At 34.9% G+C, this 16,387-nt stretch carries 14 protein-coding genes and 1 pseudogene; 14 read left to right on the top strand and 1 reads right to left on the bottom strand.

The genetic code is table 11. The features are described from left to right. From NE257_RS05225 to NE257_RS05165, 13 genes are all read left to right on the top strand, one after another. The coding region (locus NE257_RS05225; RefSeq protein WP_251885950.1) for a peptidoglycan bridge formation glycyltransferase FemA/FemB family protein at window positions 1-647 on the top strand (647 nt) is incomplete at its 5' end. A 534-nt stretch (window positions 648-1,181) separates the two neighbouring features. After that, entirely contained in the window at window positions 1,182-1,772 is a 591-nt protein-coding gene (locus NE257_RS05220) for a C39 family peptidase (RefSeq protein WP_338127545.1), read from the top strand. Window positions 1,773-1,904: 132 nt separating this feature from the next. Further along, a complete protein-coding gene (locus NE257_RS05215; RefSeq protein ID WP_007208111.1) occupies window positions 1,905-2,135 on the top strand; it encodes a hypothetical protein in 231 nt (76 codons plus the stop codon). A gap of 179 nt (window positions 2,136-2,314) precedes the next feature. Next, the gene (locus NE257_RS05210; protein WP_251851714.1) at window positions 2,315-3,097 is read left to right on the top strand and encodes a glycosyltransferase family 2 protein; all 783 of its coding nucleotides are present in this window, start codon (window positions 2,315-2,317) and stop codon (window positions 3,095-3,097) included. Continuing rightward, window positions 3,094-3,936, top strand: coding sequence for a glycosyltransferase (locus tag NE257_RS05205; RefSeq protein WP_251885949.1), 843 nt, complete (start codon window positions 3,094-3,096; stop codon window positions 3,934-3,936). Before NE257_RS05210 ends, NE257_RS05205 begins: the two co-directional genes overlap by 4 nt. Further along, window positions 3,933-4,640 (top strand): glycosyltransferase family 2 protein, encoded by a 708-nt coding sequence (locus NE257_RS05200; protein WP_251885948.1) that lies wholly within the window; start codon window positions 3,933-3,935, stop codon window positions 4,638-4,640. Before NE257_RS05205 ends, NE257_RS05200 begins: the two co-directional genes overlap by 4 nt. A gap of 72 nt (window positions 4,641-4,712) precedes the next feature. Next, a complete protein-coding gene (gene rfbA, locus NE257_RS05195) occupies window positions 4,713-5,597 on the top strand; it encodes a glucose-1-phosphate thymidylyltransferase RfbA (protein ID WP_251885947.1) in 885 nt (294 codons plus the stop codon). Beyond that, a complete protein-coding gene (rfbC, locus tag NE257_RS05190) occupies window positions 5,585-6,166 on the top strand; it encodes a dTDP-4-dehydrorhamnose 3,5-epimerase (protein ID WP_251885946.1) in 582 nt (193 codons plus the stop codon). Before rfbA ends, rfbC begins: the two co-directional genes overlap by 13 nt. 10 nt (window positions 6,167-6,176) lie before the next feature. Next, on the top strand, window positions 6,177-7,205 hold the full coding sequence (rfbB, locus tag NE257_RS05185) for a dTDP-glucose 4,6-dehydratase (protein WP_251885945.1): 1,029 nt from the start codon (window positions 6,177-6,179) through the stop codon (window positions 7,203-7,205). Between the two features lie 75 nt (window positions 7,206-7,280). Beyond that, window positions 7,281-8,120, top strand: coding sequence for a dTDP-4-dehydrorhamnose reductase (gene rfbD, locus NE257_RS05180; protein WP_251885944.1), 840 nt, complete (start codon window positions 7,281-7,283; stop codon window positions 8,118-8,120). A gap of 13 nt (window positions 8,121-8,133) precedes the next feature. Further along, window positions 8,134-9,081, top strand: a complete 948-nt coding sequence (locus NE257_RS05175) for a glycosyltransferase family 2 protein (RefSeq protein WP_251851708.1) — start codon at window positions 8,134-8,136, stop codon at window positions 9,079-9,081. Then, window positions 9,075-10,571: a glucosyltransferase domain-containing protein gene (locus tag NE257_RS05170; RefSeq protein ID WP_251851707.1), complete on the top strand. Its 1,497-nt coding sequence runs from the start codon at window positions 9,075-9,077 to the stop codon at window positions 10,569-10,571. The genes NE257_RS05175 and NE257_RS05170 overlap by 7 nt, the downstream gene beginning before the upstream one ends. 31 nt (window positions 10,572-10,602) lie before the next feature. Further along, window positions 10,603-12,432 (top strand): LTA synthase family protein, encoded by a 1,830-nt coding sequence (locus NE257_RS05165; RefSeq protein ID WP_251851706.1) that lies wholly within the window; start codon window positions 10,603-10,605, stop codon window positions 12,430-12,432. Window positions 12,433-12,698: 266 nt separating this feature from the next. On the opposite strand, the pseudogene NE257_RS05160 reads toward NE257_RS05165, so the two are convergent. Continuing rightward, a pseudogene (locus NE257_RS05160) lies at window positions 12,699-14,020 on the bottom strand (IS1380 family transposase). A 319-nt stretch (window positions 14,021-14,339) separates the two neighbouring features. Between NE257_RS05160 and NE257_RS05155 the strand changes: the two are divergent. Next, window positions 14,340-15,641 (top strand): DUF6056 family protein, encoded by a 1,302-nt coding sequence (locus tag NE257_RS05155; RefSeq protein WP_251851704.1) that lies wholly within the window; start codon window positions 14,340-14,342, stop codon window positions 15,639-15,641. The last annotated feature ends 746 nt before the right edge of the window (window positions 15,642-16,387 follow it).

The raw sequence follows: 16,387 nt of genomic DNA, 5'->3' as shown, positions 1-16,387 counted from the left end.
ATCTAGAATATAATGAATTAGACAGTTTTAAAAGCTTGACTAGTTCTTCTGCGCAACTCCATAATTTTCATGATAAAGAATTGGAGTATTATCAATTATTTTATAAATACTTTGGTGAAAAAGCGGATTTCTTAGTTGCAGAAATTGATTTTTCTGTATATAGAAATGAGTTGATTGAAAAAATCAAAGAGTTAGAATTAAAAATTAGCGCTAGTACTTCATTAAAAAAAGAAAAAAAACGCAAAGAATATGAAAATCAAATAGCTTCACACAAAAAGAGATTATCTGAAATTGAGCAGATGATAAAAGATGAAAAAAAGGAAAAAACAATATTATCAAGTGCAATTATTATATATAATAAATTTGAAACTACGTATTTTATTTCGGGGACGAATGATAAATATCGAAAATTATATTCTCCATACCTTATTCAGAATGAAGCCATGAAGAGAAGTATAAAAAAAGAAATTGCTACTTACAATTTCTATGGAATTTCTGGTAATTTCGACGGTACAGATGGAATTTTAAATTTTAAAAAGCATTTTAATGGACACATTGTTCAAAAAATTGGGACATTTATTTATTATCCCAATCCAGTAAAACATCAAACGATTCATACCGTAAAAAAATTATTTGGAAGAATGTAGAAAAGTTGCTATAAAAGTTAATAAATTATTTGCTATTATACTCAAAGATAGCTATTCTTGTGGTATTCTGATGTTTTTTCACAATTAAATATAATTGGAAAATTGCAATAGCTTCGTTCAAATTCAATAAAGGTAATATAAATCATGTAAAAAGTCATTTTAATTGGATACCTTTATTTTGATGTGTGCATATTTTATCTAGAAAATAAGGTTCTAGACTTAAGGTCATTATGGTTAGATTCTTTCCATGATTTTAATAAGAGTCATTGTATTTAACGACATTTAAAAGCAACTTATTATTTATTGGAACACTGATTCTTTTTACATTGTTAACCAAAATTTCATAGAGAACTACGGATGAGTCTTTGTTTTGAATTTTGTTTATAAATAATCTGAGATATCAGCAATGGTTTATCATAACTTTGAAAATGGGACGAATTATTGTCGTAAAAATAACTTGCAAATGTAAAAAAACGTATCTAATTATTTAGTAGTTATTAATTGTGTTAGATGGTTTGGAAAAGAGGCGTGTAAATGGCAAGTGCACAGATTTTTAGTGAGAATGATGGAAACATGCGCCAAGTATTAAATGTTACAAACTACGATCAATACGCGCTTGGTGCACCAACTGGCTGTGAAGGGGCATCCTTACTACAGGCTTTGCAATTTAAAGGAAAGCTAACCAATATGGATTTAGTTTCCTTTCTAAGAGAAATACCCCAAACAACAAATGGAAGCCCGGAGACGGGATTTGTTGGGAGCCCTTTTGAAGAAAACGATTGGACCTACACGGCTATTTATCCGGGGCCATTAGCAAAGTGGGGACAAACATATGGGGAAGTGAGCGATATTTCAGGCTGTTCCGTAAATGAGTTATTGGACCAAGTCGGTAAAGGAAATCCCGTGATTGCTTGGGTCTCCATTGATTTTGAACCATTACGATGGGCCAAATGGTCATTCGGTAGAGCGGCCAACAACAACCATGCTGTTACGCTCGATGGTTTTGATCGAACCACCCAACAAGTTCATGTGTCAGATCCAATAAGTGGTACCTATTGGCTTCCATTAACGAAATTCCAAGCCATTTACGACGAACGAAAATTTGCAGTTGTGGTTCGTTCATAATTTCCAACAACATTTTCTTCTATTTGGGGTTTAAAGAAGAAAATGTTGTTTTTTTTACAAAATTGACTTGTCTATTTATTCAATACATGTTAAAACTAATAAGAAGACAAAACAAAAAAGAGGGATGCTTAGATGGTAAAAGATATTCAAGAGATTCAAATAGGTGAGCGTTATGAAGTGAAACCAAAAGGATTTCACCGTGCAATCAGAGGAAAAGTTCAAAAGGTGACAGCGGACAAAATTTATTTTGAAGTGGAGCACTGCGAACTTGTTGACAAGCCCATTGCATCTGAAACCCCGCTTGTTGAAGCAGAGATTTTTGATATCAAAAAATCGTTAACTGAGCATTATTTCTTTAGTTAGACAACTAGGAAGAAGAGTAGCCCCATTCTCGTGAAAGTGATCTTTAGGAGAATGACCCGCTACTCTTTTCTTATGTTTTTGCAAATTTTTCTTCTTTTCCCGTTTTTTAAAAAGAACAGAGGGGCAATATGGTATAATACCAGAATGTAGAAGACAAATTAAAGATAAGGATTGACCCCATGGAACCAATAATCATATCAATTGTGACACATAACAGCAAAGATATCTTTCGCACGCTGGATCAATTTGCTTCCTTTTTACCAGATGCTGCTTATCAAGTGGTTATTTTTGATAATGCATCCGAACAAGCCTATGTTGAACGAATAAAAACCTATTCTTTCGTCAAAGTCATCCAATCATCCGAAAATCGGGGTTTCGGCTATGGACATAATCAAGTGTTGCGAAACGTAAAAGGGACAACTGCTATGATTTGTAACCCGGACATTTTAGTTGATAGGCAGACATTAGATGAGCTAGCCAATCTTGTTTATAACAATCCGCTTTCTTGTAAAACGGCTGTTGTTTCACCAAAAGTGCTAAATGAAGATGGTACGACGCAATTTTTAGTCCGCCACAAGTTGACTGTTTTTGATTACGCCTTACGATTTATTCCGTTTCAATTTATCAAAAAAAGATTTGATCAGCGTTTGGCAGATTATGAGTGTCGCAATCTATCTGATCACAGCTATTCACTTATCCGCATGGGATCTGGTTGTTTTATGGCGATAAACTTAGCGGCATTTCAAGAGATTAACGGATTTGATGAGCAATTCTTCATGTATTTTGAAGACAATGACTTGTGTTTGCGATTTGAGCAAGCTGGGTACAAAATCGTCTATACACCGTTCGCTACGGTTACCCATCTTTATGGCAAGGGAGCCCATCGCAGTGGCAAGTTATTTTTGGTTTTTCTGCGTTCAATGGCGCAATTTTTTAGAAAATGGGGGTGGAAATTCTATTGAGCAAACCCAGTTTACAATTTGTTCTCGTTTTGTATCGCCAAACATGGCCAGCTGTGGCCAGTAACAAACTACTGAGTACCTTTTTACGAGAATATCCAGGAAATCATTTACTAATTATTGACAATGGCCCTGAAATGCAGGACGTCCCAATAGTCGGCGAAGCCAACATTACTTATCAACAGTATCCCGAAAATCCAGGACTAGCGCCAGCGTATAACCTGGCACTGGCAGAAGCCAGCAAGCATCATCATGAGTGGTTGGTTTTACTTGATCAAGATACCACGCTTACAGAGGACTATCTGGCGGCTATCCTTACAGACAAACAACCTTTAGACGAAGTTGTTTGTCGGGTACCGCAAATGTTTGCCAACCAAAAACAAATTTCTCCGTTATTAGCCGATGCCTACATTGATCGCAATTGGCATTGCCCTCCAATTGGGGTAACCAATCGTCGGGTAATGGCAATCAATTCAGCGAGTGTTTGGCGAGTCAATTTTTTAGAAAAAATAGGTGGTTTTTCGTTGGAATTTCCGCTAGATTTTTTGGATCATTGGTTGTTTTATCAAGTGCATGTTCATCACAAAAAGATAGAGGTACTCCCTATTTGTTTAGAACATGACCTTTCTGTTCTTCATTATCAAACCATGACCGTGGAACGTTATCAATCGATTTTAGCAGCCGAGGCACGCTATTATACAGAAGTGGAGATAGAAAAGAAGCAACGTCATTTGCAGCAATTGCAGCGGCGAACAATTAAACAGTTTTTATCAGTTGGCAATCGTTCGATTTGGCGTGCCACATGGAAAAGTTATCAAAATTTGCGGAGGAAGAGGAAATGATTTCAGTTTGTATGACGACTTACAATGGCGAGCGTTTTCTAGATCAACAATTGACCAGTATCCTCCAGCAGTTAAAACCTGAAGATGAAGTCTTAATTTCGGACGATGGGTCAAGCGATGGTACAAGAACGTTACTGCAGCAATTTGAAGCACAGGATGCACGGATTCATTTGTTCGACGGGCCCCAAAAAGGGGTAATTGCCAATGTCGCGTTTGTCCTAAGCAAAGCACGAGGGGATATTCTTTTCTTGGCCGATCAAGATGATTATTGGCTACCAAATCGTGTCAAAAGCATGCTTGCAGCATTTGACAGTCATCCAGATGTCCAAATTGTCCTGGCTGATTTAGCCATTGTAGATGATCAAGGAACGATCATTCATCCTTCCTATTTTGCCTTGCGACAAGTAAAAGTTGGCAAATGGCAAACGTTAATAAAAAATGGATTTATAGGTGCAGGGATGGCCATCACCTCACAACTCCGAGACAAAGCCTTGCCATTTCCACCAAACATTCCAATGCATGATATGTGGCTTGGGATGCTTGCGGACAAAAACGTGTATCTTTTAAAGGAACCACTTACGTATTATCGCCGGCACGCAAATAATGTCAGTGAAATTGCCACAACGGCTTCTTTTACCCAAAAGTTTCGTTGGCGTTGGCATTTGTTTTGGGCCTATGTTTGGCGAAAGTCTAGGAAAAAATAAAAAAAGGGTTTTTTTTATTCACAATTATCGGTAAAATAGTGATGAGATGCCAAAAAGTAAAGGAGCTTATGTATGAAAGGAATTATCTTAGCGGGAGGTTCAGGCACACGCTTGTACCCATTGACTCGTGCAACGTCAAAACAATTAATGCCCATCTATGACAAACCAATGATTTATTACCCAATGTCGACCTTGATGTTGGCTGGAATCAAGGAAGTGTTGATTATCTCAACACCCGATGATACACCACGATTTGAGGAATTATTTGGCGATGGACACGAATTAGGTATTCATATTGAATACAAAGTACAACCTAGTCCAGATGGCTTAGCGCAAGCCTTTATTTTAGGTGAAGAGTTTATCGGTGACGATAGTGTCTGCTTGGTTCTTGGAGACAATATTTTCTATGGCGGCGGGTTATCAAAAATGTTGCAACGCGCAGCGCAAAAAGAAAAAGGTGCGACCGTATTTGGGTATCACGTCAATGATCCAGAACGATTCGGTGTCGTTGAATTTGATGAAGAAATGCATGCCTTATCAATTGAAGAAAAGCCAGCACAACCAAAATCAAACTATGCCGTAACTGGCTTGTACTTCTATGACAATGATGTTGTTTCCATTGCCAAAAATATCCAACCATCTGACCGCGGAGAATTAGAAATCACCGATGTCAATAAAGCATACCTAGAACGCGGAGACCTCTCTGTGGAAGTCATGGGTCGTGGCTTTGCCTGGTTAGATACTGGGACACATGAGTCATTACTTGAAGCGTCTACCTTTATCGAAACAATCGAAAAACGCCAAAATCTAAAAGTCGCTTGTCTGGAAGAAATTGCCTATCGCATGGGCTATATCGATCAAGCACAGCTAGAAGAATTGGCACAACCATTAAAGAAAAACCAATACGGCCAATATCTATTACGCCTTGTTCATGGAGGAAACTCATGGGAAAATTAACCATTACTGAAACCAACTTAAAAGATGTCAAATTAATTGAACCCGCAGTCTTTGGCGACCATCGGGGCTTTTTTACAGAAAGTTACTCGGATCAAGACTTTAAAGAGGCAGGGTTGGCGTTTGATTTCATTCAAGACAACCATTCACTTTCGACCGAACCAGGTGTTTTACGTGGCTTGCATTTTCAAAAGGGAGATGCCGCTCAAACGAAACTCATTCGTGTGGTGACTGGCGCTGTCTTAGATGTCATCGTGGATATCCGTAAAGGTAGCCCAACCTATGGCAAATGGGAAGGATACATCCTATCTGCCTCTAATCACCGCCAACTCCTTGTACCGAGAGGATTCGCTCATGGGTTTGTCACTTTGACTGAAAATGTCAATTTTTTATACAAATGTGACAACTACTACAACGCAGAGGCAGATGGAGGCATTGCTTTCGATGACCCTGAATTAGCAATTACGTGGCCAATTGACCAGTCCAAAGCTATTTTATCTGAAAAAGACAAACATCACCCAACCTTGAAAGAGTTTGAAGCAGAAAATCCATTTGTTTATGGAGAAATATAAGGAGAGCAACATGAAAAAAATTATTGTAACAGGTGGCGCGGGCTTTATCGGCTCAAACTTTGTTCACTATGTCGTAAACAACCATCCAGACGTGCATGTCACTGTCCTTGATAAATTAACGTATGCCGGCAATAAAGAAAACTTAGCTGGTCTACCAGCAGACCGCGTTCGATTAGTCGTAGGTGACATTGCCGATGCCCAAATCGTGGATCAATTGGTCAAAGACACAGATGCGGTTGTGCATTACGCCGCAGAGTCGCATAATGACAACTCACTAAAAGACCCATTCCCATTCCTACAAACAAACATCGTAGGGACTTATACATTATTAGAAGCGTGTCGGAAATACAACGTACGCTACCACCATGTATCGACAGACGAAGTATATGGTGACTTACCATTAAGAGAGGACTTACCAGGCCATGGGGAAGGTCCTGGAGAGAAATTTACGGACAAGACACCGTACAACCCATCTAGTCCATATTCATCAACAAAAGCTGGCTCAGATCTACTGGTCAGAGCATGGGTTCGTTCATTTGGTATCCAAGCAACGATTTCTAATTGTTCTAATAATTACGGACCGTACCAACATATTGAAAAATTCATTCCGCGTCAAATTACCAATGTCTTAAGCGGCATTCGTCCAAAATTATATGGCGATGGCAAAAATGTGCGCGATTGGATTCATACCAACGACCACTCTTCTGCCGTATGGACCATTTTGACCAAAGGAAAAATTGGAGAAACGTATCTTATTGGTGCAGATGGCGAACAAGACAACAAAGCAGTCATGGAATTGATTCTTGAACTTATGGGACAAGACAAGCATGCCTACGATCACGTAAAAGATCGCGCCGGCCATGACCTACGCTATGCCATTGATTCTTCAAAATTAAGAGAAGAACTTGGTTGGACACCAGAATTTACGAATTTCCATGATGGCCTAGCTGATACCATCAAATGGTACCAAACGAACGAAAACTGGTGGAAAGCTGAAAAAGAAGCAGTCGAAGCCAACTATGCCAAGAACGGGCAATAAATGTAAAAGACAGTATAGATACAGTTGAAAGGCAGGACGCTTCCTGCCTTTCTTTCGGATAATAGGAGGAAGACGATGATTTTATTAACAGGTGGCAATGGCCAATTAGGAACAGAATTACGCCATTTATTGGATGAACAAGGACAAGAGTATATCTCTACAGACTCAAGTGAATTAGATATCACTGACGGAGCAGCAACAATGGCTAAGATCAAAGAAATCCAACCAAGCGTCATTTATCATTGTGCCGCTTATACGGCAGTCGATAAAGCTGAAGACGAAGGCAAAGAGATTGATGAACTAGTAAATGTCCAAGGAACAGTAAACGTGGCAAAAGCAGCCGAGGCAGTTGGAGCGACATTAGTTTATATTAGTACGGATTATGTGTTTGATGGCAAATTAAAAAATGGTGAATATGACACAGATGCGCAAACGAATCCACTAAATGAATATGGGCGTACGAAATTAGCTGGTGAACAAGCCGTGCAAAACACGATGAGTAAGTATTATATTATTCGTACTTCATGGGTATTTGGAAAGTATGGTCATAACTTTGTCTTCACCATGCAAAAACTGGCCCAAACTTATCCTAAATTAACAATTGTAAATGATCAATACGGTAGACCTACTTGGACACGTACGCTAGCTGAATTTATGACCTACGTCGTTGCAAACAAGAGCGAATACGGTATCTATCATTTATCAAATGACAACGCATGTACCTGGTATGAATTTGCAAAAGAAATTTTGAAAGATACCGATGTTGACGTTCAACCAGTGACTAGTGACCAATTCCCACAAAAAGCGACTCGTCCACAATACTCAGTCATGGATCTAAGTAAGGCGAAAGCAACTGGATTCGATATTCCGACTTGGGAAGATGCGTTAGCGATGATGTTGGAGAGTGTGGAGTAGAAGGTGAAAAGACATGAAATTATCAATAATTGTACCTTGCTATAATGAAGAATTAGCGCTGCCTTTCTTTTTTGAAGAGACTGAAAAAGTCATTCAATCTATGGATGTTGAAAGAGAATATATATTTGTAAATGATGGATCGACAGATAAAACATTAGAGGTACTAAAATCCTTAAATAGCGCTCAACCGAATATTGTTCATTATGTGGACTTTTCGAGAAATTTTGGGAAAGAAGCAGCACTGTATGCCGGCTTAGTTTATTCTTCAGGTGATTTGATTACGGTGATGGATGCGGATCTACAAGATCCGCCTGAACTATTGCCAGAAATGTACAATCTTATAATGAACGAATCGTTTGATTGTGTTGGAACAAGAAGAGCGGATAGGAGTGGTGAACCAGCTATACGCAGCTTTTTTGCTAATCAATTTTATAAATTAATTAATAAGATTTCTCAGACAGAGATGGTGAATGGCGCAAGAGATTTTCGATTGATGACAAGACAAATGGTGGATTCTATTTTGAAATTATCAGAGTATAATCGTTTTTCAAAAGGTTTATTTAGTTGGGTAGGATTTAAAACAACCTATTTGTCCTATGAGAATAAAGAACGTGTAGCGGGAGAAACATCGTGGTCTTTCTGGTCATTATTCAAGTATTCAATTGAAGGGATAATTAACTTCTCTAATGCTCCATTGCTTATATCTGCTTGGATGGGCGTTGTGTCATTTGTAATTTCCATTATCATGATGATTTTTATAATTGTTAGGACTATTATTTTTGGCAATGAAACAAGTGGGTGGACTTCGATGCTTGCGATAATACTATTAATTGGTGGAATTCAACTTTTAGGTATAGGTATTTTGGGTCAATATGTAGGGAAGATATACTTAGAAGTGAAAAAAAGACCTATTTACCTGATAAGAGAGATAGATAAGGAAAAGGGACATGAGCTATGGTGAAACACAGTTTTTTTTTAGAAAATAATCTAGTTTTAAAAATAAAACAGTTCGTTGATATAAACAAATGGAAAATTTTCTTTGTTACTGTTGTATATCAGATTGTATGTATCAATATAGGTTTACAGAATTATCCTTATATAGATGATATTTTGAGACAAGAAACAGGTATTACTGATTTTGCTGCTAGTTATTCTCGATGGGGAAGTGAGATTGCCTCTTGGTTAGTTCAAGGAAGTAGACATCTGACAGATTTAGGATTAACAACAAATATCTTAACTGGGCTGATTTTAGCAATTTCCAGTTTAATTCTTTGTTATCTCTTTATCGGAAACAAATTGACGTGGGGGAGCGTTGTAGCTTCTGTTATTCTGGGAATAAATCCTTGGGCTTTGCAGATAATAAGTTTCAGATTTGATAGTCCTTATATGGCTATTAGTATGTTAGCATCTATAGTTCCATTCCTTTTCTGGAGAAAAAAGAAGGTAATATTTTTTATCATATGTTATTTATGTGTGTTAATTATGGCAAATACATATCAGGCATCTTCTGGAATATTTATAGTAATTGCCTTAAGTATGATGTTTAAAAATATTCAGGAAGATAATGCTTCTAAAAAAGATTTTAATAGACTATTTTTATCAGCGATAGCATATATAAGTGGATTATTAACATTTTTTATTGAATCAAAATTGATACTCGATTTTAATGCCCGAGGTCAAACAACATCAATTGCTAATTTAAATGAAGCTGGTGCTGTAATTGTAAGAAATATATATACATATGTATCAACTATTATTAATCAATCAGCCAATATTTGGAAATTTCTATATGTGTTAATCATCCTTTGCTTAGTGATAACCATTTTTTTTAATAAAAAACATACAAAAATATGGAACTTTTTAGTACTATTTATGTATTTATCCCTAGTAATCCCGCTTAGTTATGGTGTTTTAATCATTTTTAATGATTCATTAATTGATATTACACCAAGATATGGAATAGGGATAAGTTCTTTGTTTGCGGTAATAAGTATTTTAGTTGTAAGAGAAAAAACAAAATGGGTAAGTTTATTAAGTAAAGTCTTTGTTTTTTGTTTGTTTTACTATTTTTTTAGCTTCGCAATGAGTTATGCATCGTTGCTTAGTTATCAATTAGATTCTTTTAAATTTCAATCGCTGCAATTAACCAATGATCTAAGTAAATCTGTAACTCAGAATAGAAAAAATGTTTTGATTGGATATCTTTTTAAAGACAGTAATGTTGTAGTTAATTCGGAAAGGAATTATCCTATCCTGCAGAAACTTATCCCTAAAAATGGAGATTTGTACTGGCCCAATTTGATGCTTTTTAAAAGTTATAGTAATCTTGATATAAATCTAATACCTCATGATTTTACAAATTTTGATACTACCGGAAAAATGCTTGTTATTGACAATTATTATTGGGAAATTTATGAAGATGAATTTTCAATATATGTAATCACTAAGTAATTATTTTAATAAACCAAGGGGGAGGTTTATATTGTTCTTATTATTTGTATTTTTTTCCACAGTTTTTATTATAATTTTTAAAGGAAAAGTTAGCGAAAAAAAACTTTTAATAGTTTTAGTTTCTTTATTTTTATTAGTACTAATATCAAGTTTGTTTATTTGGAAAAAACTCGATCTAAGTTTCTTTCAGTCTATTGTCCCATGGATATTACCAAATCCATTTTTGGTACCCTATTTTTACTCAAGTATAATTGTTACATTTTCTCTTTACTTTTTTTCTGCTCTATTACTATGGGGATTTACTCATTTTTGTGTTTTTTTTAAATTCTCATGGAAAAAAATAATATATATATTATTTAACAGCCTTTTAATATTTATCAGTGCATTGTTTTATTTTAGTAGTAAATGGACTATGAGTTATTTCGGGAATATTCATTTTGATCAGATAATGTACACACTAAGTCAACCTATTGAAGGCGGTAGCAGTGTTCAAATAACAGATTATATTAAAGGCCCCTTATTGAATGCTAGCTTTATTACTATTTGGCTAGTAGTAATAATGGGGTTGATTATATTTAGTGAGAATAGAAGTAAACAAAGAAATATTTTTTTAGAATTTAAAATTCCTATAATAAGTATTTTTACAATTTTGGGTATCATTATTACATCTTTTTTAAGTATAAATATGTTGGGATATAAGGATGTCAAAGCTTATTTTTTTGACAAAACTAAGATCTACGAGAAATATTATGTAAGTCCAGAAGATACTTTGATTCAATTTAATGGTGAAAAACGAAATCTAATTTATATTTTTTTAGAATCGATGGAGAGTAGCTATTCTTCAAAAGAGTATGGCGGAGCTGAATCAAATAATTTAATACCAAACTTAACTAATTTAGCATTAAAAGAGGGCGTCAGTTTTTCAAATTCATCAAATTTAGGTGGAATGATATCAATTCCTGGTGCCAATCAGACAGTAAGCTCAATGTTTGCACAAACTTCAGGACTCCCATTAAGAACGAGTGGATCATTGGATGTAAATGATTACGGAGGGGAAGGCTCTGAATTTATGCCTGGAGCGTATACATTAGGACAAATACTGGAAAAAGAAGGTTACAACCAAATGCTATATATTGGATCACCGGCTTCATTCGGAGGTAGAGATAAATATTTTATGCAACACGGTGACTATGAAATTCGTGATTACTATTGGATTCAAGGACAAGGTCTTATTCCAAATGGTTATTCAGTTTGGTGGGGGGTTGAAGATGAAAAACTTTTTCCTTTTGCTAAGCAGTCTATTTTAGAACTAGCAAATAAAAATGAACCATTTAATTTTACTCTTCTAACTACCGATACACATTTTGAAGATGGATATGCTTCGGAATCAACGCCTAATTTATTTAATGACCAATACAGCAATGTTATTCATTATTCAGATGAACAAGTGTATAACTTTATCAGCTGGATCAAGGAACAGTCCTTTTATGATAATACAACGATTATATTAGTTGGTGACCACCCAACGATGGATAAGGATTTTTTTGAAAATATAGATCCGAACTACCAAAGAACAGTTTATAATGTTATTTTGAATTCTCCGACTAAAGTTGAAAATAGTATTAATAATAGAATCTTTAATGCTACAGATATGTTTCCAACAACACTTGCAGCTTTGGGAGCGAAAATAGACGGTAATCGTTTGGGATTAGGAACAAATCTTTATTCATCAAGAAAAACGTTAATGGAAGAGTTAGGGAAAAATAATTATATCGATGAAATCGCAAAAAAATCTGATTTTTACAATAAAAAAATTATTAAAGGAACAGACTATCAAGTAGAATTTAATAATGGTAAATGAATTAACGATAACACTGAATATAAAAAACGTAAATTGGTAATAAAATATTTATATTGTTTTTTATTATAATTTTAAAAAACTTTTTTAAGCCTGTATTATTCATGAAATACTTTTCCGTCGCTTCATAGGCAGTTGAGTCAATAAAAAGAGCAGAAAAACGATCAAAATCCTCTCATGACGTGCCACAAAATAAAAACCGTATGGTATTCTAAAAAAAGGGTTGATTCTAGGCGGTAGTTTGTCGTTCCATTTTTAGAAAAAGACTGCTAAATCAATAGTTTAAACGTCTGTATTCTCTGGAATACAGTCCAAAATAATTCATCATACACAGTTGATGAGGCCAAGTGAATCGCTATTCTTCTTGCGTGCTCTGTTACCTTTGCGCCAATATGAATCAACTTAAAGCGTAACGTGGCGATTGTTGAATTTCTTTCTGAATCTGGAAGTACCGTCTTTTTAAATAGATGAATCAAATTATAGGAGATTCATGCTAACGCCATTCGTGCAGAATTTTCAGTGAAAGTTTAGCTATCGGTCTTATCGAAATAAAAGCCATTTTTGATTTCCTTAATGAAATTTTCAATGGTTCCCCGTTTTTGATAGAGAGCGAAGACCATTTCTGGCGATACGTTTCTGAAATTTGAGAGAACAAACTCAAACCTTGTAAAGAGAAAACTTCCAGCATCACGGGTAACTCTAACTGCGACACGTTCTGCTTTTTTCCAACTCGCTGCTTGGTAAGTGAGGAAGAAATACTGTACTTCATGTGTCCTGAAATCAGTTTCATCACTATAAAGGACATATCGCTCAGCCTCGCTACGTAAACAACTATTCGCCTTCAGGCGAATTACAAAACGGATATCTTTCTCATTACAAAAAATGTAAATTTCTGGTTTTGCAAAACCACTGTCACCACGAACCATCACGTTCATATTGCAAGGATGTTTTAAAAAATGAGTGACAATTTTTGTAAGAAAGGTCTCGGCATTTCTTGAGGTATAAAAGTTGCCTGGGCGTAATTCTGCGCCAAGAAACATTCCGGTTAAGCTATCAAAAGCGACAAGAGGATAATAGCCGATAGTCTGATAGTGGCTGTTGAAATCTGCGCTTTCTTGATTTCCATACGTGTCCGAATGAGTAGAATCAAGATCAATCACCATGTTTTGACTGTTATTTTGAACAATCTGCCTACCTGCCAAATACTGGGCCACTTGCATAAACTGAGGAATCGTTTCTTTTGTGATTGCTTTGAAAAAGCGACTAATCGTTGGTTGAGATGCCAGAGTGTTTTTATTTGAAAAAATTGTTTTGAGAAGGGGTCTAGTCGTAATCGATTCGCTGCGACATCTTTTGAGTAGCCAGCGATATGCTGGAAAAGTAGCTGCTCGATGATATCGTTATATGTATGATCTGGGTTTCTTCGGCTGTCAGGTAGTTTCACCTGCTCTTCAAGTATGCTGGAAAACCCAATCCGACTCATAAATGCTTTTATCAGAACAAGACCGCTATCTGAAGAAATGTTGCCACCATCGTTGGCAAGTGTACTATTTTTATTGAAAGTTAGTTGTTTGTGTTGTAAAGTCGACATATGGGCACTCCTTGCTTGTATTGTGACGTTTTGGTCGACTTAACAATACCATAAGGAGTGCCTTTTCTTACGCACAAAGTGTGAAAAAAATAATTTGCAAGAACTGTTCAAGCAGAAGGGGTTACAAGGGTTATTGTTGGGTACTGTGAATTATTCAGGTTAAGAATTAGTTTAGTTTGAGTGATACCAATTTTATCGAATACTTTCAGATTTAATTTCTAAAAAATCAAAAAATGTTCTGGCTAATATTTTCGTTCTATTTGGTTTCTAATTTAATCAACAAACTGAACGAAAATATTTCCAGTGAAAGGATGCTTAAATGGAAAAGAATAACCTTAAATATATTAATACAATAGTAATTATGTGTATTTTTTGTATATATATATTCATAAATTTAAATATTAAAAATATGAATACTTCAGATGATGCAATATTTTTAAAAGACTTTAAACTAAATTATAATGGTAACTACTTGTCTTTTTTTAAATTCAGATATCAGGAATGGACCTCAAGATCCATAATAGAATATTTTTTAACATTTTTTGTGCAACATATAATGCTATGGAGAATTGTAAATGCTATAGCAATGACTACAGTATCCGTTTTACCAGCATTCATCGTAAAAAAAAATCCTACTGCATTTGACATTACTTTAAATTTCCTTTTGTTTTTATTGATTCCGATTGGTATTATCAGAGAGACTGGATGGGTAGCAACAACTACTAATTATCTCTGGGTTATGGCATGTGGACTAGTTTCGGTATATCCAACCATACGATATATTAGAGATCAATATGTTTCTAAGAAAATGATTTTTTTCAGCTTGATGTTGAGTCTGTATGCAAATAATCAAGAACAGATGGTTATTTTGCTCATTCTTATTTTCAGTAGTTGTTTGTTTGTATTATGGAAATCAAATAAAAAAACTGGTCTGGTTGCCTCATTTTTGGGGGTCAGTATTTTAAGTTTAATTTATATCTTGACTTGTCCCGGAAATGAAGCTCGAACAATTGTTGAAACAAGAACTTTTTTACCGGGTTTTCCTGAGTATACTCTACTTTATAAAATTTATTTAGGCTATACAACAACATTGATGCATTTATATTACAATCTCGATCCTTTTATTGCATTTTTTTCCTTGAGTATAACTGCCTTGGGATTGAGCCGTTTTCGTAATTGGTTTCATACAATCCTATCTTGTTTACCAATGGTTATTTATTTTTTTAATCAATCTATCATTGAAAAGATAACTAAGAATTATAACTTGTCAGACGGAGACTGGCATTTGTCACTGACATTAATTGTAACTATTGTCTCAATATTATATATATTATCTATTTATGTAACGTGCACTAATATGCAGCAATTTATAATTAGTTTAATTATGTTGTTGGTTGGTTTATTCATAAGAATGATACTCGGCTTTTCTCCTACACTATGGGCTTCAGGTAATCGAACTTATTTTTTCACGTATGTTATTTTTATGATGGCAGTTTTATTCAATTTTTCAAAAATAAATCGAAGAAATATTTTATCACCTATAGCAGGTTACTATGTGGCATTAAGTGTTACTGCTTGTATAATTGTTAAGTCAGTATTAATTCTGATTAGTGCTAACTAAAGAAAGTTGATTTATCGCTATTAGCAGCTTCTTTTTTACTATATTAAGTCATTTTATAAGTATTGTGATGAAAACATTACGCTATTGTTGGTTTTGGAGTAATCAAATTATGTATAGACTACAAAAATTATATAAAAATTGGATGCCAAGATTTTGAACAATCGATGGATTTTAGGATGAATTCAGAAAATTGCTAGATCAAAAACGTATTTCTTAATATGAATTGAAGAGAAGTATGCCAAAAAAACTGCTTTAATAAAAAAAGATAATGTCTAAGAATCTTTATCTATAGAGTATGATTACTTGCTTATAAAAAAAGAATATTGTTATAGTAATGAAGAAATTGTTATCCAAATTCAAAAAAATCACTTTTATTTTTTTATTGTTCGACGATTACCCATTAACTGTGAATTAACACCAGTTGGACAAGTGTATCAGAAGAATGTATCTCTTGTGTTGTAAGTCATAACCTAATAGCATTCACTTTTGGGTATTTGATAGAATTTATGCAGGCTTTATTACGGGAAACTTGTCCAAAATCGGTGGAATAAATGATGTAATTGTACTTATCTAACCTACTTTTGATCAAGTCCCTGTATAAGAAAGGTATTTTCCATTAAGTGATTCTGTGTTACTCTCATTCTAGGTCATCTTAATTTCATTCTTATTGATTGGTATTGAAACCACAATAATACATGGAATTTTGCAGTGGCATTTTTTTATTTTAGTAAGGGTTGAGTTCTTTA

This window comes from Enterococcus italicus (genome assembly GCF_023743875.1).
In the GTDB taxonomy this organism is placed as follows: domain Bacteria; phylum Bacillota; class Bacilli; order Lactobacillales; family Enterococcaceae; genus Enterococcus_G; species Enterococcus_G italicus.
Note: the sequence above shows the minus strand (reverse complement) of the source record. Positions and strands in the feature narration are given on the sequence as shown.